The following is a 23,152-nucleotide window of genomic DNA, read 5'->3' on the forward strand; positions in this document are numbered from 1 at the left end:
CTCCGCCGCGAACGGGCGGCAAGAAGTGTCATGGCGGAACCTGATCGGCCAAACACACGCCACACGCCGCACGCCGAGACGATCCTGGCGGCCGCGATCGGCGTGGTGTCGCTCATCGTCATCTCGATGGGCATGCTGTTGTGGTCCGGCGAGATGCAGCACCGCAACGAGGGCGCCGTCGTGGAGCGTGTGCGTGCGGCGCGCACCCAGCTCATTCAAGCCTCCCAGGCGCAGCACGACGCCGAAGCCATCGCCGCGCGTTACGCGGCGACGGATGATCGCGCGCTGCTCGGCGACTTCGAGGCCGCCAAGGCAAGCGCGCGCCGTTACCTCGCGAACTTGCGCGGACTCGTCAACGCCGACGCCGAGGCGAGCGCCCAGGTGACGCGCATCGAGAATCTGCTCGAGCGGCGCTTCGATCTCCTCGACGCGGAGACGTCGGCGCAGGGACGCCTGCTCTCGCCGGAGCGTCCGCAAGCGAGCGTCTACGCCGATTTTCGCGCCGAGAGCGCGGCCTTGTTCGTGCTGTTGAACGGCCGCATCGACGAGGCGCGCGCGGCGGAGAACGCCACCCGCGTGCAGCTCAGCGTGCTCGCCGTCACTTTGGCCGCGCTGTCGCTGATCGGCTCGTGCCTCGCGCTGTTGGCGCTGCGGCGCGAGCGCACGCAATGGCGCCTCGCTCACGCCGCGGCGGAGGACGCCCGCGCCAAAGCAGCCGCCTCGGACATCGCCAAAACCCGCTTCCTCGCCGTCGCCAGCCACGACATGCGCCAGCCGCTGCATGCGCTGACGCTCTATCTCACCGCGCTGGAGCGGCGCGTCGAGAACACGGAAGCACGCGAGATCGTGGGCAAAATGGATCGCGCCGTGCAGTCGATGATCGGCATGTTCGCGAGCCTGCTCGATCTCGCCCGTTTGCAGGCCGGCGTTATCACGCCGGAGATCACGGACACGCCGCTGCAGCCGATCCTCGACGCCGCCGCGGCGGAGAACCCGGGCGGCAAGGTAGAGACGCCGACCACAGATCTCGCCATCCGCTCCGATCCGAGATTGCTGGAGCGCGTCGTCTCCAATCTCGTCGGCAATGCGGTGAAGCACGGCGGCTCGGCGCGCATTCTCGTTCGCGCGGATGGCGACACGGCGGAAATTACTGTCGCCGATGAAGGGCCCGGCATCGCGCCGGAGGATCAGGAGCGCATCTTCACCGAATTCGAACGGCTAGGCGTCCGCAGCGACGGCTTGGGCCTCGGCCTCACCATCGTGCGCCGTTTGGCTGAGCTGCTCGACATCAGCGTCACGGTGGAGTCGACGCTGGGCGAAGGCGCTAGCTTCATCGTGCGGGCCCCGCTCGCGGCGCCGCTCGCGAGCGCGCCCGCGCGCGCAGCTAGCGTTAATGTGCTGCGCGGCGTTCCGGTGCTGGCGATGGATGACGACACGCTGGCGCGCGAAGCGATCGCCGGCCTGTTGACCGATCTGGGCGCCGAGGTCCGCGCTTGCGCCGACGGCGCCTGCGCCGAAGCTATCGTGCAGCAAGGCTTCGCGCCCAAGCTCCTCGTCCTCGACTTGCGTATCGACGGCCAATTGCGCGGGCTGGAGATAGCAGAGCGCCTGCGCGAGATGCTCGCCCCTGCCCCGCCGGTCATCATGGTGACGGGAGACACCGAGCAGACGACGTTGGAATCGCTGCGCGCCTCGGGCTACGCTTGGCTCATCAAGCCGATCGATCCTGCGGATTTGGGCGCCGCCGCAGCGGCGCTGCTCGAAAACGAGCCGGTCAGTTCGACTTGAGCTTGGCGATCGCTTCGGCGCGCGTGCGTACGCCGAGCGCACGATAGATCGCCGCGAGGTGGATCTTCACCGTGCCTTCGGCGATATCGAGCGTGCGCGCGATCTCCTTGCTGGCTTGGCCCTTCAGCAGTTCGCTTAGCACTTCCCGCTGGCGCAACGTCAGTTTGCTTTCGCCGTGCGCCATCGGCGCCGCCGACACCGGCGCGCCCGGCTCGCGCTTGCCGATCGCGGGCGGAACGAAAATTTTCCCGTCCATGATCTGCTTGATCGCGTCGGCGATCTCGGCGGCGGGCAGCGACTTCGGGATGTATCCGTTCACGCCGGCGCTCAGCGCCGCCAAAATCTCAGCGCGTTCTTCCCAAGCGGAGACGACGGCGATCTTAGCATCCGGGAATCCGTCGCGCAGCGCCGCCAAAGCTTCCGCGCCCGACATCCCGGGCATACGCAGATCGACGAGTATGAGATCGCCCGCACCCTCATTAGTCAGCAACTCGATCGCCTGATCGAGCGTCTCTGCCTCGCGCACCACCTCCGCATCCAGCGAGTCCATCAGCAATTGCTTGAGGCCGCTCCGGAACAGTTCGTGATCGTCGGCGACAAGTGCGCGTATTGGCATTTCTCTCGCTTCAGCTCGTTCGGTCGGCCTAGGCCGACTTACCCCAGTTCGAGCTAGACAATGCGACGGATTCCCCAGCGGCTCAACAGCTGAGTTGTGTGGCACACGCGCGAGTTGCCGCGCAGCGTCAGGGGGAGGACGCGTCGCGCGCGACGGGGGTCAATTCGCCGATCGGCTCGGCCAACGGCGTCTCACGGGCCCTGACCTGGCGCAGTGTATCGATTCGCTCGCGCTCGATCATGAAGAGTTCCAGCGCCCGCCCTTCGAGGTTTCGCCCAGTGGCGACCCGCAGCGTCATCGGGTTCATCTGCCGTCCGCGCAGCATCACCTCGTAGTGCAGGTGCGGTCCGGTCGAACGTCCTGTCGTACCGACATAACCGATCACTTGGCCCTGGCGCACGCGCACCCCAGAGCGCATGCCGCGCGCGAACCGCGACATGTGCGCATAAGACGTCTCATAGCCGTTCGCGTGGCGAATGCGGATATAGTTGCCGTACGAGCCGTAAGGCCCCGCGCGCACGATGGCGCCATCGCCCGCGGCGAGGATCGGCGTGCCCGTGGGCGCGGCGAAATCGGTGCCACGGTGCATGCGCGAATACCCGAGGATCGGGTGCCGGCGCATGCCGTAGCCTGAGGAAAGACGCGCGCCGTTGATCGGCGTCTTCATCAGGAAGCGCCGCGCGCTGTGGCCGTTCTCGTCATACCAATCGGGGCGCGCGTCGCCGGGCGCGATGAAAGAATAGAATTTGCGCGAACCGCGGCCGGTTTCGAGCGAAACGAACAGCATGTTGCCGGTGCGGACGGTGTTGCCTTCGTCGTCGTAATAGCGCTCGAACACGATCTCGAACGGATCGCCGGGCCGCACGTCGCGCTGGAAGTCGACGTCGTATGCGAACGCGTCGGCAAGCGCCGCGACTTCGCGGTCGGTCGCGCCGAGCTGCAGCGCGCTTGCATAAAGACTCGTCTCCACCGGCGCGGCGATACGCGCGATCTCGAACGTCACCGGCATCAGCACTTCGCGCGCCGCGAAGCCGCCCGCGCGTGTGCGGTTCGCCGTCACCGATGCGCCGGGCTCGGAGCGGAACGCGACACCGGTGAGGCGCGCGCCGCCATTGCTGCGGTCGAAGAAGAGACTGATCGGCTGGCCCGGCCGCAATTCGCGCGGATTATAGACGTCGACGATCGAGGCCAGCGCCGCGTTGGCCTCGGCGCTCGTCGCGCCCGCGCGCGTCAGCACGCCCACCAGCGTCTCGCCATTGGCGACGCGAAGCTCGCGCGCCTCGTGGGCAAGGTAAACTTCCGTAAACGCCCGGTGCTCGGCGCGGCGCGCGGCCTCTTCGCGCTGGGCTGCAATTTCTGCGGCGGCGGCGCCCGCCGCGCCGGAAAACAAACCGGCATGCCAGGCAAGGCCCAGGCCCACGACCGCCGTTGCGGCCATCAGGCCGAACGCGGTCAGACCTCGTCTGGCCTCCATGAGCCGATGAGCGAATTCTGCTCTCAATCTCATGCTCCACTGTCGGCCCAGGGGAAAAACATAGGCCCGACAAGCGTTTTCAGCTGTTTGGTTATCCAGCCGGAAACTGAAGTGACGTCATTCCAGGGGTCCTGGAAGCCCTCCGACGGGGAGCGTCCAGACCAGCAAGGACCACGCCAAGCGAAGGATTATGGCACATAGGTCTAACCAGGCCGTTGCGAGTCAAGACCAGGCGCCACAGACGCCTGCGGAACCGCCCCGCCCCCGCCGGTATCTTATCGGCTGGGCGACGGCGCTTGCCGCGCTCGCGGTCTCGACCTTCCTGGTGATCCTGGGCCTCTGGCTCGCCCGCCTGCCTCTCGCCCATTTCATGATTGGCGCAGCCCTCGCCGAGCGCGGCGCCGAGGCGGACTTCCAGGTCGCCAGCCTCGACTTGAACGGGCTCACCCTCACCGACCTCCGTTTCGGCGCCGAAACCGCCCCTGACGCCGCGATCGCCCGGCTCGAAGCGCGCTGGCGCTGGCGCGGGCTCGCGCCCGAGCTCGAGGCGGTGCGGATCACCGAACCGCTGCTGCGGCTGCGCCTGGATCGGCAAGGCCGCCTCTCGGCCGGCGCACTCGACCGCATCGGCGGGCCCACGCCCAGCCGCGAACGTCTCTCAATCCCGCCCGTCCTGCTCCAGGTGGTCGATGGGACGCTCCTGCTCGAAGCGCCCTTCGGCACGGTCAACGGCGCGTTTCGCGCCAACGGCCGGATCGGCGAAAACTTCACCGCCACCGCACTCATCAATGAGACGTCGCGCCCGGGCGAAAACTACGCCCTCGACCGCGGCGGCGCCGAACTCGTGGTCGTCTCCAACGACGACACCATCGCGCTGCGCTTCTCCGCGCAAGTTGCGCATCTTGTGTGGGATGGCGCCGACGTCGAGAACGCGCGCGTGCTCGCGCTGGCGCGCACGCCGCTCGATCTTGGCCGCATCGACGGCGAGATCGCCTGGCGCATCGTCGCGCTCAACGCCGCCTCCGTGGACGCAACGCAACTCGCCGGCGGATTGAACGGCGAAGCCGCGATGCGCGAGGACGCGCTGGAAATCGCCGTCTGGCGCGCGAACGCGACCGCCGACGCGCAAACGCTGCGGCTCGAGGACGTCAGCCTGCAGCGCCCGCGCTTCGCCGCCGAAGCCGAAAGCACCGGCGCCGGCGCCCGCGCGCGCTGGTCGCTCGGCGGCGCGCGCTTCGACGGCGTCGGCCTCATCTCGCAGCAGCCGGCCGCCGCAGGGCGACTCTTCATCGACAGCGAGGGCGCAGTGAGCGGCGATGCGCTCGTAACCATGGCCCGCACCGCACTCGACGCCGAAGCGCAAGATTCGCTCCGCGATGCGCTGCCGGATGTCGACGGCGCGCCGATCGACCCGACCTTCGAGCGCGCCCGCAATGCGCTCGACGCCGCCGCCGACAATTTCACGCTCTCCGCGCCCATCATCATTGGCGAGGACTCCGGAGGCGTGCGACTCAGCCTCGTCGCGCCCGCCGAAGCGCGCGCCGCGACCGGCGCGCTGCTGCGTTTGTCGCCGCTCCGGCGCGACACGCCGGGCCTCGTGCTGCAATGGCCCGGCCCGCGCCTGCACGGCGCCGTGGCGCTTGAACTCTCCGGCGGCGGCGCGCCGACCGCGGCGCTGCTGCTCGATACGCTCAGTTCGTCCGCCGAGGCGCCGTTCGAAGCCGATGGCACGCTCTCGCTCGCCAACTGGCGCGCCGGCAGTGCGAGCATCGTCGCCGAGGAGCTCGGCGTCAGCATCTCGGTTCTCCCCGACGGCGCCGGCCGCGTCGACTTGCGCGGCCCCGCGCGCATAACCGGGCCGCTCGGCGACGGCGAAGTGCGCGACCTCGTCGCCGCGCTCGATCTCGCGATCTCGTGGGGCGACGGCTGGCGCGTCACCCAGGAGCGCGGCTGCCTCCCGGTCGCCCTCGGCGGGCTCGACGTCGCCGGCCTCTCTTTCGCCGGCGGCCGCTTCTCGCTCTGCCCGCTTGGCGGCGCGCTGATCGCCGCCGACCGCTACGACAACCTCACCGGCGGCTTCTCCGTCCGCCAACTCGCACTGAACGGGCGCCTCGCAGGTCCGCGCGGCCAGCCCGCGCGCGTCAGCGCCGCGGACGTGATCGGCCGCTTCAGCGGCCGCTCCGGCGATGTGACTTTGGCGGTGGCCGCCCAAGCGCCCGCGCTCACCATCGCGATGGACCAGGACCGCACGCTCGCCTTGCGCATGCAGCGCATCACCGCGAACGCCCACATCGCCGACAGTTGGCGCGTCGAAGGCGGTTTCGTCGCCGGCACGCTCGCCGATCCGACCCTGCCCGGCTCGGTGTCGGCCATCGAGGGAACGTGGTCCGCCGCGCCCGACGAGGACGACGACCTTGTCGTCCGCATCGTCGCCGCCGAGGCGCTGCTCACCGCCAATCGTCCGGCGAGCGAAGACGAGCGCCCGCTCTTCAATCCGCTGCGCCTAGTCAATGTCGACGCCGTCCTGAGCCAAGGCGTTGTCGATGCGAACGGCGCGATCCTGCTGCAGGCGCAAGAGCGGCAGCTGGCCAGTTTCACTGCGCAGCACCTGATGGACCCGGGCACGGGAACGGCGCGCATCGTCGCGGCCGATCTCACCTTCGGCCCCAACCTCCAGCCCTACGACATCACCGAGCGCACCCGCGGCTTCGTCGAGAACGTGACCGGTAGCGCCGATATCGTCGGCGACATCGCTTGGACGCGCGACGCCATCACCAGCACCGGCCGCGTGCGGCTCAACGGCGTCTCGCTCGCGACCGCGACCATTCCGATCGTCGAAAATGTGAATGGCGAAGTTTTCTTCGACGACCTGTTCGCGCTGACGACGCCGCCCGGGCAAATGCTCAATGTCGGCCTGCTCAATCCGGGCGTCGCCGTCACCAACGGCCGCGTGCGCTTCCAACTGATGAGCGAGCAGCGCGTCGCCATCGAACAGGCGGAGTTCGACTTCGCTTCCGGCATCCTCTCGATGCGGCCCAACACGATCACGCTCGGGTCGGACGAAACCCGCTTCGAACTGGCGCTGCGTGATGTCGACGCTGCAAGCCTCCTGGACACCCTCAACGTGCCCGACCTGCAGGCGACCGGGCGTCTCGAAGGCTCGTTCCCGCTCATCCTGACGCGCCGCAGCGCCTTCGTCGAAGGCGGCGTCGTCCGCGCCCAGGGTGAAGGCGGCACGATCTCCTACACCGGCAACGCCGGCCAGAGCGCCACCGGCGTGTCGCGCATCGCCTTCGAAGCGCTGCGCAGCTTCCGCTATGACACGCTGTCGCTGACGCTCGACGGCGATCTGAACGGCGACGTCGTCTCTTCGATCGAGTTCACCGGCCGCAACGCCGGCCGCCCCGTCAATCTCGGGCCGATCATTCCCGGCCTCGGCGAGGTCCAGGTCCGCGGCGTGCCGTTCGAGTTCAACGTCCGCGTCACCGCCCCCTTCCGTCGCCTGGCGCAGACCGCCGCGACGATCACCGACCCCGGCGCCCTGATCAATCAGCGCCGGAACGACGAGGACGAGGAACCGGTTGACCCGGATGCGCCCGGGACAGAATAAGTGGCCGCTTCAGAGCCCATTCAGCTGGGCGCCGCTAAACCCGGCAGCACGGAGTTCCTCATGCGCACGCAAGCACTGCTGCTTTCGAGCCTAGGCGCGGCGACCGCGTTGGCGGCCTGCATCCCGGTTCAGATTCAGGCCCCCGAGGACCCGATCGAGATCAATCTCAACGTCAACATCCGCCAGGAAGTGATCGTCCGTCTCGAACGCGACGCCGAAGAGCTCCTGGAAAACAACACCGACCTGTTCGGAGGCACGACCCCATGATCCGCGCACTTGCAGCAGCCGCTTTGACCGCCGCGACTTTGGCGCTCGTTGCGCCGGCGATGGCGCAGGACGCGACCTTGAACCAGGCGGTCGACGCCGGCCTGATCGGCGAACAGGCCGACGGCTATCTCGGCTTCGTCCCCGGCGCTAACATCTCCGCCACGCTGCGCGGCCGCGTCGAGGCCAACAACATCCAGCGCCGCCAGCTCTACACGCGCCGCGCCGCCGAGCGGAACGTCTCCGTCAACGAGATGGCCGCCGCCGTCGCTTGCGAAGTGTTCGAAAGCCGCATCGGCGTCGGCGAGCGCTATCGCGACGCCAACGGCCAATGGCGCCAGCGCACGGCGACGCAGCCGGTGGTGATGCCGCCCTTCTGCAGCTAGCGGCGCCAAATCGCCGCGCGGCGCCGTAGCGCGTGGGCGCTCATGACGGCGCGGACCATATTTGTCGCATGAAGGTCTTCCTGCTCACGCTGTCGCTGGGCGGCATTCTCGCCATCGTGATGTTCGGCGCGCTGACCGGCTGGGACGCCTCGGCCATGAGCATTCACGGCTGGATCGCGTTAACCTTGGGCACCGTGATTTCGCTAGCGGTAGGCGGCGGCCTGATGGCGCTCGTGTTCTACTCGGCGCGCAAAGGCTACGACGACCGCATCGAGATCGACCGCGATCCGCACTGAGCGTTTATGGTCGGGCGGAGCATAATGTGGTAGGCTCTTCCCGATGGCGCCCCGCAAAGCTTCCGGCAAACGTTTCGACTCCCTCTACGCGCACGGCTTCGTGCGCGTCGCCGCCTGCGCGCCGGTGGTTGCGCCCGCCGATCCCGCCGCCAACGCCGACGCCATCCTGAAGTTCTGGCGCGAGGCCGACGCCGAACGCGCCGCCGCCCTCTTGACGCCCGAACTCTCGCTCACCGGCTACGCCATTGACGATCTCCTGCTGCAGGACGCATTGCTCGACGCCGCCGAAGCGCAGATCGCCCGGCTCAAGGAAGCCAGCAAGACGCTTTTCCCGATCCTCATCGTCGGGGCGCCGCTCCGGGTGCGCGGCGCTCTGTTCAACTGCGCCGTCGTCATTCATCGCGGCAAGATTCTCGGCGTCGTCCCAAAGAGTTATCTGCCGAACTATCGCGAGTACTACGAGAAACGTCATTTCTCGAGCGCGCGCGACACCAATGTCGGCGTGATCCAACTCTGCGGCGAAATCGTCAGCTTCACCGAGGAGACGATCTTCACCGCGACGGAAGCGCCGAACTTCAGCTTCCATGTCGAGATTTGCGAGGACTTCTGGGCGCCCATTCCGCCCTCCACCTACGGTGCGATGGCGGGCGCCAACATCCTCTTCAATCTCTCGGCCTCGAACATCGTCATCGGCAAGTCCGAGGACCGCGCCGTGCTGTGCGACTCCCAATCGCGCCGAGCAATCGCGGCCTATGTCTTCGCAGCGGCTGGCCGTGGCGAAAGCACCACTGATCTGGCTTGGGACGGTCAGGTCATCGCCTACGAGATGGGCGAGAAGATCGCCGAAGGCGAACGCTTTGCCCGCGAACCTCAGCTTGTGACTGCCGACATCGACGTCGCGCGCATAGCGCAAGAGCGGCTGCGCAACGGCACATTCCGCGATGCGGCCGCGCCGCTGCAAGACGGCCTTGGCATCTGGGCGCGCATTCCATTCGAGCTGAACGCGGCGGCCGAGCCTACGCCGCTGAAGCGCGCGATCGATCGCTTTCCGTTCGTGCCGGACGATCCGGCCAAGCGCGACCGCGATTGCTACGAAGCCTACAACGTTCAAGTCTCCGGCCTCGCCAAACGCATCGAAACCACACGCAGCAAACGCGTCGTCATCGGCGTCTCCGGCGGCCTCGATTCCACCCACGCGCTCATCGTCATCGCCCGCGCCTTCGATCTTCTCGGCCTGCCGCGCAAGAACATTGTCGGCGTCACCATGCCGGGCTTCGCCACCAGCGACGCCACCAAGTCCTACGCCTGGGCGCTGATGAACGCGCTCGGCGTCGACGCGCGCGAAGTCTCGATCGCGCCGCTGGCGCAGCGTATGCTCGAAGACCTGAACCATCCCGCCGCCCGCGGCGAGCCGGTCTACGACGTCGCCTACGAAAACGTGCAAGCGGGCCTCCGCACCGATTACCTCTTCCGCCTCGCCAACACCGAAGGCGGCTTCGTCGTGGGCACCGGCGATCTTTCAGAACTCGCGCTCGGCTGGTGCACCTACGGCGTCGGCGATCACATGAGCCACTACAACGTCAATGGCGGCGCGCCGAAGACGTTGATCCAGCACCTGATCCGTTGGGTCGCCGACAAGCACATCTTCGACGCCGAAGTCTCGAAAACGCTCATCCGCGTGCTCGAAGGCGAGATCAGCCCCGAACTCATCCCCGGCGAAACGCCGCAGAGCACGCAAGCCGTGGTCGGCCCCTACGAGCTGCAGGACTTCAATCTCTATTGGATCACCCGCTTCGGCCTCGCGCCCAGCAAAGTGCTCTACCTCGCCTGGAACGCCTGGCGCGAAAAATACGACTACGTCACTTTGAAGCATTGGCTCGAAGTCTTCATCACCCGCTTCTTCGCCAATCAGTACAAACGCAGCGCCTTGCCGAACGGGCCGAAGATCGTCTCTGGCGGCGCCCTCTCCCCGCGCGGCGATTGGCGCATGCCGAGCGACGCCAGCGCCGCCGCATGGCTGGCGGAACTGAAGCAAAATACGCCTGAAGCGCTGGACTAGCGCCGCCGCGCGTGCGTTATCGCGCCAGCATGATCTTCGCTCCCGCGCACAACACCGTCATCCTGGGGCTCAGCGCAGCTGAGAGCCCAGGATCCAGGGGGAAGCGACCCGGCGTAGGCCCCTGGATCCTGGGCTCGCGCTATGCGCGCCCCAGGATGACGGGATGCCTTTCGCTCGCGGAGAGAGGCGCATGAGCGTGCAACTCGACTCCCTCATCGCCCTCGCGCTCGCCGCCGGGCGAGAAATAAACGCCGTGCGCGAAGCCGGTTTCGAAGCGCAGACCAAGCTCGACGGCTCGCTCGTCACCATCGCCGACCAGCGCGCCGAAGCGATCATCGAACAGGGCCTGCGTGAGCTCGCGCCGAACGTTCCCATGATCGGCGAAGAAGCCGTCGCCGAAGGCCGCATCCCCGAATGCGGCGATCGCTGGTTCTGCGTCGATCCGCTCGACGGCACCAAGGGCTTCGCCAAAGGCGGCGACGAATTCACCGTCAACATCGCGCTGATCGAAAACGGTTTGCCCACGTTGGGCGTTGTCTACGCGCCGGCGAGCGGCGAAATGTTCGCCGGCGAACCGAACGCCGCGCGCACCGCGCGCTGCGATCCGCACACGGCCGAAATCGTCAAGCCGTTCGCGCCAATGGTCGCCAACACGGCGGCGACGCGGCCCTGGCGCATCATCGCCTCCGAGAATTCGGGCCGTGACGTGAAGACCGCCGGTTTCATCGGCGCGCTCGAAGGCGTGCCGGCGCATGCAAGCTCGTCGATCAAGTTCTGCCGCATCGCCGAAGGCGCCGCCGATCTTTATCCGCGCTTCGGCGAAGTCAGCGAATGGGACGCCGCCGCCGGCCACGCCATTCTCAACGCTGCGGGCGGCGGCATCATGCGCCTCGACGGCGCCCCGCTCATCTACGGCGACCGCGCCGGCGGCTTCCTCATCCGCGGCTTCGTCGCCTACGCCAACGACGCCGCCCGCGAAGCCGCCCTCGCCGCGCTGACGTAAGCTGAGCAACGCAGCGCTAGCGCCGGCGTCCACTACAATAACTGCCGTCATCCCGGCCGCAGGCGCGAAGCGCCGTAGAGCCGGGACCTAGGGGCAAACGCACTGCCGCTCGCCCCTGGGTCCCGGATCGCGCTCCGCGCGTCCGGGATGACGGTGTGTTGTTGGATAGATGCACGCTCTATCCCCCATGTTTCCGGGCAAAACTCCAATCCGATCAACGCCCGCGCAAAAATCAATCCGACAGCGCCAGAGCTGGCGTATAATGCCCTTGCTCTCACACGAGAGGATTTCGAAGAGCTCCGAAGCTTTGAAATGTGAGCGCATCGACCGGCGCGGCAGACGTCGCTTCGATGGAAGAAAGAGCGTTGTGATCGCTGTGAAATCCGTTGTGTCGCCGTGGTAAAAAAACACGAAGGCGCACCGGTCCACAAAGAAACCGACGTGATGCCCATCGTTGAGGAAGTCCGCGGACGTGGAATGTCGAGAGGGCCCTTGAGAGAGGGTCGACGCTTTCCAGGTCCGTAGGGCGAAGCGAACGAGGTCTGCATTGCCTGCGGGGCGTGAAACCGCAGGGTCCAGAGTTTTTCGGAAGACTCTGACGCGCTGAACCGGCTCGTGGCCATAAGGAGCCAAGGCCCCTGCATGCTTTCCATGCTGGTGAGCCAACAACTCCTGGTCGCCAATCCGGGAATAACGGCCGATCACGGGGCGCGTTCGACGCGCAGCGTTGTCTGGCGACAGGCAGCGCACACTAGAGACTACCTCAGCGCGTCCGACGCGCCCCGCCTCTCATTAGGGGCAGTAGGCAGTGGGCAGTAGGCAGTAGGAATTTTCGAGCACCGGCGTCCGCCGGCGCGCCAACGCGCCTATTGCCTACTGCCAACTGCCCACTGCCTAAACGCTCAACCGATGCACCAAACGCCGCATGAATGCCACGCCTTCTTCGATTTGCGCCAGCTCGATCCATTCGTCCGGCTGATGCGCTTGCTCGATCGAACCGGGACCGCAGATCACCGCCGGAATGCCGGCGCGCTGAAACAGCCCGGCTTCCGCCGCATAAGCGACCGCGCGCGTTTCGTTGTCGCCGGTCAACGCCCGCGCCAGCGCTTCGGCTTCGCTGTCGCGCGCGATCGCCAGCCCCGGCGTATTCGAGCGTCGCGTGATCGTAACGCCGCCTTCCGGCGCGCGCGCTTTGATCTCGGCGTCGAGCTGTTCCGCCGCGGCGCGAAACCGCGCCTCGATCGCATCGCCTTCAGCCTGCTCCGGACAGCGCAGGTCCCACACGAATTCGCACCGTCGCGCCAATATGTTCGCCGCCGTGCCGCCTTCGACGCGTCCGATCGTCATCGTCGGCCCCGGCGGCGAGAAATGCGCATGCGCGACGCTGCGCGCCTCCTCCGCCATTTCGGCGACGAGCCGCATCAGCTTCAGCGCCTCCATCACCGCGGAGACGCCCTGATCCGGCAAACTCGAATGCGCCTCGCGGCCGATCACTTCGACCAGAAACGAGCGCACGCCCTTGTGCGCGGAGACGACCTTCATCGATGTCGGCTCGCCGACGATCACGGCGCTCGGCCGCTGCGGCAGCGCCGCCAGCTCGGCGATCATCGACGGCGCGCCGAGACAGCCGATCTCTTCGTCATACGAGAACGCCATAATCACCGGCCGCCTCAGCGGCGCGGCAAGCATCGCATCGACATGCGCCAAAGCCAGCGCCACGAAGCTCTTCATGTCCGCGACGCCGCGGCCATAGAGTTTGCCGCCGCGCTCGCTCAGCACCCAAGGGTCGCTCGTCCACGGCTGACCGTCGACCGGCACCACGTCGGTATGTCCCGAGAGCACGACGCCGCCGCCGACCTCCGGCCCGATCGTCGCGTAGAGATTGGCCTTGGTCCCATCCGCGTTCGCCACGCGCCGCGCGGCGACGCCGCGCGCGCTGAGATAATCTTCCACCCACGTGATCAGCGCCAGATTGGAATTGCGCGAGGTCGTATCGAACGCGATCAGCCGCGCCAGCACATCGAGCGTCGCGGCGGTCTCGCTCACTTAGCGCGGCGCCTCGACGATTTGTCCGCCCGGCTCCTGGAACGCCAGCAGCACGATGCGGAATTGCAGCGGCGCAGCGGGCGGAATCACCGGCGGTCGCCCTTCGGGCCCATAGCCCAGCTCCATCGGAAACGTCGCCACGATCTCATCGCCAGGTCGCATCTGCGTGATCGCCTCGCTGAACCCAGGCACGACCGCCTGCAGCGGAAACTGCGCCGGCTCGCCGCGCTCGAACGAGGAATCGAACACCGTGCCGTCCGCGAGCCGTCCTTCGTAATGCACCAGCACCGCCGCCTCTTCGCTCGGCCGCGGCAGCGACTGGTTGGCGCCGCGGGCGCGGCGTTCGATCAGCAAGCCGGAGGGGCGCGCCTCGACGCCCGGCTGCGCGCGCACGCGATCCAGGAACGTCGCGCTTTCGGCCGACGCTTGCTCGGCCGCTTGCGCCTCTTCCTTTTCGGCGCGCTCGATCTCGGCCACCACGCCGCTCTCTCGTTCACCGCAGGCCGCGAGCGCGAGCGCGGCGGCGGCCAAGATCAATCTCATCATCGGTAGAGGGCTTCCGTTTGCTCGATCGTCCAAGGTTCGGCTTCCGCCGCCTGCTCCCAATCCTTGAAGACAGGATCGGCGAACACCGCCGCGCAATAGCTCTGCGCCGCTTGCGGCGCTTTCACGGCGTAGGTGCGCAGCCGGGTGCAGACCGGCGCGAACATCGCATCGGCGATGCTGCGCGGGCCGAACAGGAACTGGCCCTCGCCGCCGAACCGCACCCGCAAGCCCGCCCAGAGCTCGAACAAACGCTCCAGGTCCTTGCGCGTATCCTCCGGCCAGTCCGGCTCCCGCGCGAGCCGCCGGCGCACGTTGCACGACATGTCGCGCCGCAGCGCGAAAAAGCCCGCGTGCATCTCGGCGGCGACCGCGCGCGCTTGCGCCCGCACGATCGGATCGGCCGGCCACAAATTCGGCGACTGCTCGGCGGCCCACTCGCAGATGGCGATGCTTTCATGAATCACGGCGTCGCCGATATGCAGCGCCGGCACCCGTCCGCTTGGCGAAACCGCCCGCACTTCCTTGATCTCGGAACGGCCGTAGCCCTCTCCGCCCAGCGGAATGATGTGTTCCTGAAACGGTATCCCGCCCCACTTCAACGCCAGCCAAGGGCGCATCGACCAGGACGAATAATTCTTGTTGCCGATATGAAGAACAGGCGTGGGCATGGCCGCGCTTGTTTCAGAGGCCGGGCGCTAGATCAAGCCGCGGCGCCGCGAGCCTCGGTTCCGCCTTTCGCAGTCAACGCCAATCCGGGCCCGAGCCTTGCTTCTCGCGCCAGGCGAGCGGAGCAAGGCGGATTCGTGCGTCTCGAAACGATACACCCCTATGAACTAGGCGCGGCTGACATCGAGCGCTGGCGCACACACCAGCGCCCCGGCACGCTGAGCCCGTATCTCACGCCCGACTGGGCGCAGATCGTCGGCGCGGCGCGCAAGGACGCACGCGTCTGCATCATCGATGACGGGCAGGGCTACTTCGCTGCGCAGCGCATGTCCCGGTTCGCTGCCATGGGCCTCGGCGCGCCGATCGCCGACTATCAGGGCCTGGTCGCCGCGGAAGACATTCAGATCGAAAGCGCCGCGCTCTGCCGCGCCCTCCGTGTCGGCCGCATCGATTTGAGCCACACCCCCGCCGGCCAGGCGCTGTTCAAACCCGCCGGCGCCGAAGGCTCCTGGATCGCCGAAACGCACGGCGCGCGCGAGCTTTACGAGGCCGCTCTGAAGCAGCGGCGGGCCGAGTTCGTGCGCCAGACCGACAAGAAGGCGCGCAAGCTCGAACGCGAGCGCGGCCCGATCGAGTTCCGCGCCTGCTCGCGCGAGCGCATCGACTTCGAGACGCTGCTGAACTGGAAGAACACGCAGCTGAAGCGCAGCGGCCAGCCTGAGATCTGGGCGACGCCGTGGGTGCGTGAAACGCTGGAGCGTTGCTTTGCCGCCCAGGCGCCGTCGTTCAGCGGCGCTCTGTTCACGCTCTCGGCGCAAGATCAGCTCGCCGCGGCCGCCTTCTGCCTGCGCAGCGCCAAGGTGCTGCACTTCTGGATCGTCGCGCACGACAGCGGCTACGATTCCTGCTCGCCCGGCGTCCTGCTTGCGCGCCGCATCATCGGCTGGGCCGCCGATCACGGCATTGCCGAAGTCGATTTCGGGCCGGGCGATTATCAGTACAAGCGCCAGCTTTCGACGACGCAACGCAGCCTCGAATGGGGCGTCGTCAGCGGCGGCTCGCTCTCAGGCGCCTTCCGGGAAAGCCAAAACGTGCTGCGATCCCAAATCGAGCGCCTGCCGCACAAGCGCTTGGCCGCTCTGCCAGGCAAAGCCATGCGCCGGATCGACTTAATGCGCGCGCTCGCGGCGTGAGCGTTGAACCGCACCGCTCTTGACCATAAGGTCCGCGCGCCCATGTCCGACCGCAGCACTGCCACCGTCACCATCGACGACATCCGCGCCGCCGCCAAGCGCCTCGCCGGCCGCGTCGAGCGGACGCCGATGCATCATTCGCGCACGCTGTCGAAAGCGACCGGGCTCGATGTCTGGGTCAAGTACGAGAACCAGCAGCTGACCGGCGCCTTCAAGGAACGCGGCGCGCTCAACCGCCTGCTCCAGCTCAGCGGCGACGAGAAGAGCCGCGGCGTCATCTGCGCCTCGGCCGGCAACCACGCTCAGGCGCTGGCGCACCACGCCCAGGCGCTCGGCATCCCCGCGACGATCGTGATGCCCCGCGGCACCCCGCACGTAAAAGTCGAACAGACCCGCGCCCGGGGCGCCGCCATCGTCATTGAAGGCGACACCTTCGATGACGCCTACGCGCACGCGCTCAAACTGCGCGACGAACGCAATTTCGTGTTCGTGCATCCGTTTGATGACGCGGCGGTGATCGCCGGCCAAGGCACGGCGGCGTTGGAGATGCTCGAGGATGCGCCCGACCTGGACGCGTTGGTCATTCCAATCGGCGGCGGCGGGTTGATCGCCGGCATGGCGATCGCAGCGAAGGCGATGAAGCCGGACATCCGCATCATCGGCGTCGAGGCGGCGATGTATCCGTCGTTCAACGCCCGCAGCGCGGGCGAGAAATGCAAGGCCAGCGGCCAGACCATCGCTGAAGGCATTGCCGTCAAGGCCGTGGGCGATCTGCCGTTCGCGCTGGCGCGACCTCTGATCGACGAGATCGTGCTGATCGACGAGCCCGGCTTCGAGCAGGCGATCGCGCTTTACGTGACCGCCGAGAAGACCGTCGCCGAGGGCGCTGGCGCGGCGACGCTCGCGGCGTTGCTGGCGAGGCCGGACGCGTTCAAAGGCGCGAAGGTCGGCATCATGCTCTCCGGCGGCAATATCGACACGCGCCTGCTCGCGTCCGTGCTCGAGCGTTCGCTGGTGCGCGAAGGCCGCATCTCGGTGCTGCGCTTCATCGGAGACGACCGGCCCGGCATTCTCGCCACCGTCACCCGCATCATCGGCGATCATGGCGGCAACATCCTGCAAGTGGAGCACCACCGCATGACGCTCGACGCGCCGATAAAGGGCGTCGAATTCGACATCGAAATCGAAACGCGCGACGCGCGGCATACCGCCGAAATCATCGCCGCGCTGACGGCCGCGGGGTACGAGGCGCGCCGCCTTTAAACGCTGGAACGGGTCTCCCGCGGCGGCGTTGGCTAGCCAGGAGATCCCCCACATGCTTGAAAACGGAACCGCTTGGATGCTGGTCGCGGACGGGCGTAGAGCCCGCGTGCTGGTCGAACAACGCCGCGGCGCCCCTTTGGAGGAGCGCCCGGACCTCGCGATGGAGATCGGCGCGGACGAACTCTACGACCCGCAGGACCGCCCGCCGCGGAACTCGAACCGCGTCGGCCCTGGCCGTCACGCCTGGGACAAGGGCCGTAACCTACACGAAGCCGAAGAAGAGAAGTTCCTGAAACGCGTGGCCGAACGCGTCGGGGAGGCCGACAAGAACAACCAGTTCGAGCATCTCGTCATCGCCGCCCCGCCCCGCGCGCTCGGCATGCTGCGCAGCATGCTGCCGACGAACACCCAGAATAGAATCTGCGCCACCACGCCGAAGGATCTGGTCGACGAAGAAACGCCGCGCCTGCGCGAACGGCTGCAGGAGCTGCTGCGGCACTAGCCCGAGCGTACGCTATTCCAGCTGCAGCACCCGCCGGAAGAACAGCGTCTCCGCTTCGCGTTGCGCCTCCTGGTTCTCGCGCCGAGCGAAGCCGTGACCTTCGTTCATGGCGATCATCAGCCACGCCTCGCCCCCATTGCCGCGGACGGCAGCGTAGACCTGCTCCGCCTCCGAGACCGGCACCCGCGGATCGTTGTAGCCATGAATGACGAAGATCGGCTTGTTGACGCGATTGATATTGTTCAGCGGCGAAATTCGGTCGAATACGGCGCGCATTTCCGGATTGCGCTCGTCGCCATATTCGGCGCGGCGCAGATCGCGGCGATAGCCCGACGTGTTCTCCAGAAAGGTCGCGAAATTAGAGATGCCGACGATGTCGACCGCGCCGGCGAGGCGATCATTGTAGTGCGTCATCGAGGCGAGCACCATGTATCCGCCGTAGGAGCCGCCATAGACGATGACGCGCTCATCATCGAGGGTGTTTTCGGCCTCGATCCAGTCGAGCAACGCGCCGATGTCGCGCACTGAGTTCTCGCGCAGCGGTCCGTTGTCCAAGGCGAGGAAATCCTTCCCGTAGCCGTCCGAGCCGCGCACGTTCGGCGCGATCACGGCGACGCCGAGCTCGTTCACCCAGTATTGGATCGTCGACGAGAAGCCGGGCCGGAACTGCGATTCCGGACCGCCGTGAATTTGGACGATCACAGGGTGCGGCCCCGGCGTGCGCGGGCGATAGAGGAAGCCGGAAATCTCGCGACCATCGAACGAGCGCCAGCTGATCAATTCGGGATCTATGAAGGTCGATTGCGGAATGCCGCCGGTCTCGCTCGCGGTCCAGCGCGTCAGCCGCCGCTGGCGCAGATCCCAGGAATAAACATCGCCCGGCGCGGTGGCGCTGTTCAGCGTAAAGCCGATGCGCCGGCCGTCGCGATCGAACGTGACGCCGCCGACGATGCCCGGCGGCAGTTCGGGCGCGGGCAACGCACGCAGGCTGCGCGCATCCATGAGGCGCAGCGACGAACGCCCGGCCTCGTTCACAACGTAGGCAATCGTGCGTCCGTCCGGGGAGAGATCGAAGCTCTCGACGCCCCAGCCGAGATCGGGCGTCAGCACAGAACGCTGACCGCTGGCGAGATCGATGCGAACGAGGCGCTGGAATTGCGAATCCTCGTCGGACAGCGTGATGATGGAGCGGCCGTCCGGCGTGAATTCGCCGCCGCTGTAGGAAACGGTCAGCTCCGGAGTGATGCGCGTGATCTCGTTGGTCGCGACGTCGAGCACATAAAGATGACTTTCGGCGATCGAGATATAACGCTGCAGCAGGAGCTTTGCGCCGTCGGCGCTGAAATCGGCGGGATAGACCGCGCCTTCGCCGTCATAGACGCGCCGGCGCGCCTCCGCATTGTCCGGATCACCGACGTAGATGTCGTAATTGGGCTCGGTGTTCGGCACATAGGCCCAGGCGATCTGTTCGCCGTCGTCGCTCCAGATGAAGCCTTCGTTGCGCGTGCCCGGCTCGGTCAGCTGGCGGGCGCGGCCGGTTCCGACATCGAGCATGTAGCCGGCGTAGTTCTCATCGCCGCCGACATCGCGCGTGAACAGGATATCGCTCGCGCCCGGCTTCACCGCGGCGCCGGTGATGCGCTCTTCGTAGAAGGTGAGCTGGCTGCGCGCGCCCATCGGCTGGTCGACTCGGTGCAGCTGCACGGTGTCGCCGAAACGCGTGTAGATCAGCATGCCGCCGCCCGGCAGCCAGTCGGCGAAGCCGGCGCTGCGCGTGTTCACATATTGCCGCAGCCGTTCCGACACGTCCGGCGGCGTCACCGGGACGTTTTCCACCCGCAGCGCGCCGCGCTCCTCGCGCTGCGGCGCGGTTTGTGCGGAGGCTGATACGGCAAGCGCCGCAAACGCGGCGGCGACAAGGACAAAGCGCATGGATGGTCCCCCGAGGTTCAGCCGATATCGCTAGCGCGGCGTCAGCCTCGCGCCAACATCCCTGCGATCAACTGTCCTCTAGGGCCCGCACGTTGACGCCGCGACCGTAAACGAGCTCGCCGCCGCACCATGCGCCGAGGAGCATCGAGGCAAGCGCCGCTGCGCTGCAGGCGACAGCCCAAGCCGGCGGCGGCGTCAGCACCGCATAGTCGGCGGTCAAGCGTCCGAACAGGCCGCCCGCCGCGAGCGTCCACGCCGCGCCCATGAGGCTTGCGTGCGCCAACACGAGCTTCGGCGCGCGGCGGTGCGCGCGCTCGTAGTCAAGGGCGCCCGCCATTGCGGCGATCGCGCCGCCGACGACGCCGACCGCCGCCATCAGCGCGGCCGCTTGCGAGAAAAAATCCTCCCCCACCGCGGCCGCAGCTGCGTCGCAGAGCGGTGTCAGCACCCAGCCGGCCAACGGCAGATGCACCAGCATCGGATGCAGCGGGTGCAAACGCATGTGCGTTCAGACCAGACCAAACGCGGACGCCGCCACTGCTCCCACGCCTGTGACCGCAGCCAGCGCGTGGATGATCGCCAGCGCCTTCGGCGGAGGTTTCTTCTGGGCGTGAAAGCTGACCATGACGAAGCCGCCGAGCGCGGCGACGACCAGCAGGATCGCGCCGATCAGCACCGGCTGCGCTGGCGCGCCGCCTGTCAGGAACGCGGTGTAAAGCAGAAGCGCCAAGCCGGAAGCCGCGAACAAGCCGTGCAAGATGGCCGCCGGCCAGGGCGGAAGCTGGCCGGCAAGCACGCGGCTCGCGAGATAAATCCCCACCACCGCCGCCAGAACGAACAGGACGATCGAATAGACCAACATGCCTTCCTCCCTCGAGTAGGACGCTAGCTGTTCAACGTACTTTGTAAAGTTTTTTCCGTCGAAAGTGTCATATCTCCTGGTCCGCGGACCGGCGCAAAGGCTAGGAAGGCTCATGCTCGACGCGTTCGGACAGCGCCAAAGGGACCTCCTCAACCTGCTCCTGCAGCAAAAGGACGGACTGACGATCGATCAAATGGCGTCGTCGCTCGGCATCACGCGCTCGGCGGTGCGCGAACATGTGAGCGCGCTCGAGCGCGATCGGCTTATCGCCGGCGGACCGCTGGCGTTGTCCACCGGCGGACGTCCGGGCCGGCGCTATGCGCTCACGGACCGGGGGTTGGCCCTTTTTCCGAAACAGTATGACTTGATGGCGCGATTGCTGCTGGAATCGCTGACCCAACGGCTTGGCGGCGCCGAGGCCGAGCGCGAGCTGCGCAGCCTGGGTTCACAACTCGGCGCGCAAACGAGGGCCAAGGTCGGCGCCGGCAACCTTTCGGAACGCGCGCGTGCGGCGGCGGAAGTGATGCGCGAACTCGGCTATCAATCCTCCGTGCGGGAGGACGCGACGCCGTCAATCGAAGCGCTCAATTGCGTCTTTCACGAATTGGCGCGGCGCAATCCCAGCGTCTGCGCACTCGACTTGTCGCTCATAGAAACGATCACGGACGCACGCGTCGAGCACCGCGCGTGCATGGCGCGGGGCGACAACGCCTGTGTGTTTTGTCTCGCGCCGAAGGACAGCTGACGCTTGGCGTCAAGCCGCCGCTGATGCTTCCGTCGGATCGTGCTCGGCCACGAAATGTCCCGGCGCGATCTCGATCCATTGCGGCCGGTACTGCACCGCGTCGGGACTGTCGATGACGCGCGACTTCAGGAATCGCAGCGGCGCGCGGGTGTCGAGCGGGCTCGGCAGATCGCCCACCAACCGGACGCGCGGCTTGCTGCGGGCGAGATCGGGATCGGGTGTCGGCGCCGCGGCGAGCAGCGCTCGCGTATAGGGATGGCGTGGATCGCGCAGGATCACTTCTGCCGGTCCGTATTCCACGGCGCGGCCGAGATAGAGCACGAGCACGTTGTGCGAAATCTCGCGCACTACGGCGAGGTCGTGGCTGATGAACAGGAAGCTGGTGTTGAACTCGGCCTGGAGCTGCGCGAGCAGCTTCAGGATTTGCGCTTGAATCGAAACGTCGAGCGCCGACACCGCCTCGTCGCAAACGACCAGCTTCGGCTTCAGGATCATCGCCCGCGCCACACCGACGCGCTGGTTCTGGCCGCCGGAGAGTTCGTGCGGATAGCGGTTGATCAGCTCGGGATCGAGGCCGACCTGCTTCATCATCTCCTTCACGCGCTCTTCCCGCTGCTCGCGGTTGAGCTCCGGCGCGAACGCCAGCAACGGCTCGGCGATAGAAGCGCCCAGAGTCATACGCGGATCGAGACTGGCGAGCGGATCCTGGAAGACGATCTGCAGGTCCTTGCGCGACTGGCGGATCGCTTCGCGCTCGCTCGGCAACAGGTTGCGGCCCAGGAAGGTCACCTCGCCCGCGTTGCGCGGTAGGAGCTGCACCACGGCGCGCGCGAGCGTCGACTTGCCGCAACCGCTTTCGCCGACGATGCCCAGAGTCTCGCCGGCCTGCAGCGAGAAGCTGACGCCGTCGACCGCGCGCAGGGGCTTGGTCTTGCCGAACAGAGACCTGTCCTTGATCCTGACCGGGAACGTCACGCGCACGTCGTCGACCTTCAGGATCGGCGCGCCGGAATCCGGCTGCGGCAGCGCAACGTAACGATCGCCGTCGATGCGCGGCACGGCTTTCAGCAGCATGCGCGTGTAATCCGCCTTGGGCGCGGCGTAGATCTCGTCGACCGCGCCGGTCTCCACCACTTCGCCCCGACGCATCACCGCGACGCGCTGGGCCATGCGGGCGATGACGCCCATGTCGTGCGTGATCAGAGCCACGGCGGCGTGCGTGTCCTTGCGCAGATCCTCGATCAGATCGAGCACTTGCGCCTGCACCGTGGCGTCGAGAGCCGTTGTCGGCTCGTCGGCGACCAGGAGTTCGGGCTCGGCCATCATCGCCATTGCGATCATAACCCGCTGGCGCATGCCGCCGGAGAGTTCGTGCGGATATTGCGAGAGCCGCCGCTCCGCCTCGGGAATCCGCACGCGCTCGAGCCATTCGATCGCGCGCCGCCGCGCCGCTTCGCCCTTGACGTCGAAATGGTGCGCCAGCACCTCGCCCATCTGGCTCTCGACGGTGAGATGTGGTGTCAGCGCCGTCAGGGGATCCTGGAAGACGAAGGCGACGTGACGGCCGCGAAACTTGTCGAGTTCACGCCGCGGCAGCCCCAGCACTTCGCGGCCCTGAAACTTCACCGAGCCAACGACACGGGCGTTCTCCGAGGTGAGGCCGAAGGCTGACAGGAATGTCTGGCTCTTGCCGGAGCCGCTCTCGCCGACGATGCCGAGACACTCGCCTCTGGCGATCGCGAGCGACACGCCCTTCACCGCCTCCACCTCGCCGTCCGGCGTGTCGAAGGTGACGGCGAGGTTGGAGATTTCCAGAACAGATTCAGTCATGGCGGCGGAGACTAGCCGCGACGATTCAGATGTCCATTCCCGGTAGCGGTCCCGTTGCGGCTATGGGACAA

20 protein-coding genes are annotated in these 23,152 nt (G+C 67.1%); 11 read left to right on the plus strand and 9 right to left on the minus strand.

Features of this window, described 5'->3' with window-relative positions:
- Positions 1 to 30: 30 nt before the first annotated feature.
- On the plus strand, positions 31 to 1,788 hold the full coding sequence (locus tag VEA80_RS15875) for a hybrid sensor histidine kinase/response regulator (RefSeq protein WP_325061747.1): 1,758 nt from the start codon (positions 31 to 33) through the stop codon (positions 1,786 to 1,788).
- Here the strand turns inward: VEA80_RS15875 and VEA80_RS15880 are convergent.
- Complete coding sequence (locus tag VEA80_RS15880) at positions 1,775 to 2,404, minus strand: response regulator transcription factor (RefSeq protein WP_325061748.1); 630 nt, start codon at positions 2,402 to 2,404, stop codon at positions 1,775 to 1,777. The two genes, VEA80_RS15875 and VEA80_RS15880, sit on opposite strands and share 14 nt — an antisense overlap.
- Before the next feature lie 127 nt (positions 2,405 to 2,531).
- The gene (locus VEA80_RS15885) at positions 2,532 to 3,905 is read right to left on the minus strand and encodes a M23 family metallopeptidase (RefSeq protein ID WP_325061749.1); all 1,374 of its coding nucleotides are present in this window, start codon (positions 3,903 to 3,905) and stop codon (positions 2,532 to 2,534) included.
- A gap of 163 nt (positions 3,906 to 4,068) precedes the next feature.
- On the opposite strand from VEA80_RS15885, the gene VEA80_RS15890 reads away from it, so the two are divergent.
- The 6 genes from VEA80_RS15890 (at position 4,069) to VEA80_RS15915 (ending at position 11,496) form a co-directional block, all read left to right on the plus strand.
- Positions 4,069 to 7,488 carry an intermembrane phospholipid transport protein YdbH family protein gene (locus VEA80_RS15890; protein WP_325061750.1) on the plus strand — a complete coding sequence of 1,140 codons (3,420 nt, stop codon included), beginning with the start codon at positions 4,069 to 4,071 and terminating at the stop codon, positions 7,486 to 7,488.
- A gap of 60 nt (positions 7,489 to 7,548) precedes the next feature.
- Entirely contained in the window at positions 7,549 to 7,755 is a 207-nt protein-coding gene (locus VEA80_RS15895) for a YnbE family lipoprotein (protein WP_325061751.1), read from the plus strand.
- Entirely contained in the window at positions 7,752 to 8,138 is a 387-nt protein-coding gene (locus tag VEA80_RS15900) for a YdbL family protein (protein WP_325061752.1), read from the plus strand. Before VEA80_RS15895 ends, VEA80_RS15900 begins: the two co-directional genes overlap by 4 nt.
- A gap of 68 nt (positions 8,139 to 8,206) precedes the next feature.
- A complete protein-coding gene (locus VEA80_RS15905) occupies positions 8,207 to 8,434 on the plus strand; it encodes a hypothetical protein (RefSeq protein ID WP_325061753.1) in 228 nt (75 codons plus the stop codon).
- 43 nt (positions 8,435 to 8,477) lie between these two features.
- Positions 8,478 to 10,493 carry an NAD(+) synthase gene (locus VEA80_RS15910; RefSeq protein ID WP_325061754.1) on the plus strand — a complete coding sequence of 672 codons (2,016 nt, stop codon included), beginning with the start codon at positions 8,478 to 8,480 and terminating at the stop codon, positions 10,491 to 10,493.
- 190 nt (positions 10,494 to 10,683) lie between these two features.
- Positions 10,684 to 11,496, plus strand: a complete 813-nt coding sequence (locus VEA80_RS15915; protein ID WP_325061755.1) for a 3'(2'),5'-bisphosphate nucleotidase CysQ family protein — start codon at positions 10,684 to 10,686, stop codon at positions 11,494 to 11,496.
- Between the two features lie 894 nt (positions 11,497 to 12,390).
- Here the strand turns inward: VEA80_RS15915 and argE are convergent.
- Genes argE through VEA80_RS15930 form a run of 3 tightly spaced genes read right to left on the minus strand, consistent with a single transcriptional unit; the run spans position 12,391 to position 14,756 of the window.
- Positions 12,391 to 13,542: an acetylornithine deacetylase gene (gene argE, locus VEA80_RS15920; protein ID WP_325061756.1), complete on the minus strand. Its 1,152-nt coding sequence runs from the start codon at positions 13,540 to 13,542 to the stop codon at positions 12,391 to 12,393.
- Complete coding sequence (locus tag VEA80_RS15925; protein ID WP_325061757.1) at positions 13,543 to 14,088, minus strand: FKBP-type peptidyl-prolyl cis-trans isomerase; 546 nt, start codon at positions 14,086 to 14,088, stop codon at positions 13,543 to 13,545.
- Positions 14,085 to 14,756 carry a glutathione S-transferase family protein gene (locus VEA80_RS15930; protein WP_325061758.1) on the minus strand — a complete coding sequence of 224 codons (672 nt, stop codon included), beginning with the start codon at positions 14,754 to 14,756 and terminating at the stop codon, positions 14,085 to 14,087. Before VEA80_RS15930 ends, VEA80_RS15925 begins: the two co-directional genes overlap by 4 nt.
- Before the next feature lie 135 nt (positions 14,757 to 14,891).
- On the opposite strand from VEA80_RS15930, the gene VEA80_RS15935 reads away from it, so the two are divergent.
- The 3 genes from VEA80_RS15935 to VEA80_RS15945 are packed head-to-tail and all read left to right on the plus strand — an operon-like array spanning position 14,892 to position 17,712.
- A complete protein-coding gene (locus VEA80_RS15935; RefSeq protein ID WP_325061759.1) occupies positions 14,892 to 15,947 on the plus strand; it encodes a GNAT family N-acetyltransferase in 1,056 nt (351 codons plus the stop codon).
- 42 nt (positions 15,948 to 15,989) lie between these two features.
- A complete protein-coding gene (locus VEA80_RS15940) occupies positions 15,990 to 17,210 on the plus strand; it encodes a threonine ammonia-lyase (protein WP_325061760.1) in 1,221 nt (406 codons plus the stop codon).
- A gap of 52 nt (positions 17,211 to 17,262) precedes the next feature.
- On the plus strand, positions 17,263 to 17,712 hold the full coding sequence (locus tag VEA80_RS15945) for a host attachment protein (protein ID WP_325061761.1): 450 nt from the start codon (positions 17,263 to 17,265) through the stop codon (positions 17,710 to 17,712).
- Between the two features lie 12 nt (positions 17,713 to 17,724).
- Here the strand turns inward: VEA80_RS15945 and VEA80_RS15950 are convergent, their stop codons facing one another.
- From VEA80_RS15950 to VEA80_RS15960, 3 genes are all read right to left on the minus strand, one after another.
- Positions 17,725 to 19,644, minus strand: a complete 1,920-nt coding sequence (locus VEA80_RS15950) for a S9 family peptidase (protein ID WP_325061762.1) — start codon at positions 19,642 to 19,644, stop codon at positions 17,725 to 17,727.
- 67 nt (positions 19,645 to 19,711) lie between these two features.
- On the minus strand, positions 19,712 to 20,146 hold the full coding sequence (locus VEA80_RS15955; protein ID WP_325061763.1) for a DUF2231 domain-containing protein: 435 nt from the start codon (positions 20,144 to 20,146) through the stop codon (positions 19,712 to 19,714).
- 6 nt (positions 20,147 to 20,152) lie between these two features.
- A complete protein-coding gene (locus tag VEA80_RS15960) occupies positions 20,153 to 20,506 on the minus strand; it encodes a hypothetical protein (protein ID WP_325061764.1) in 354 nt (117 codons plus the stop codon).
- Between the two features lie 112 nt (positions 20,507 to 20,618).
- Between VEA80_RS15960 and VEA80_RS15965 the strand changes: the two genes are divergently transcribed.
- Positions 20,619 to 21,251: a helix-turn-helix transcriptional regulator gene (locus VEA80_RS15965; RefSeq protein ID WP_325061765.1), complete on the plus strand. Its 633-nt coding sequence runs from the start codon at positions 20,619 to 20,621 to the stop codon at positions 21,249 to 21,251.
- Between the two features lie 9 nt (positions 21,252 to 21,260).
- Here VEA80_RS15965 and VEA80_RS15970 read toward each other — a convergent pair whose 3' ends face one another.
- A complete protein-coding gene (locus VEA80_RS15970) occupies positions 21,261 to 23,081 on the minus strand; it encodes an ABC transporter ATP-binding protein (protein ID WP_325061766.1) in 1,821 nt (606 codons plus the stop codon).
- Between the last annotated feature and the right edge of the window lie 71 nt (positions 23,082 to 23,152).

This window comes from Vitreimonas sp. (assembly GCF_035627415.1).
In the GTDB taxonomy this organism is placed as follows: Bacteria; Pseudomonadota; Alphaproteobacteria; order Caulobacterales; family Aquidulcibacteraceae; genus Vitreimonas.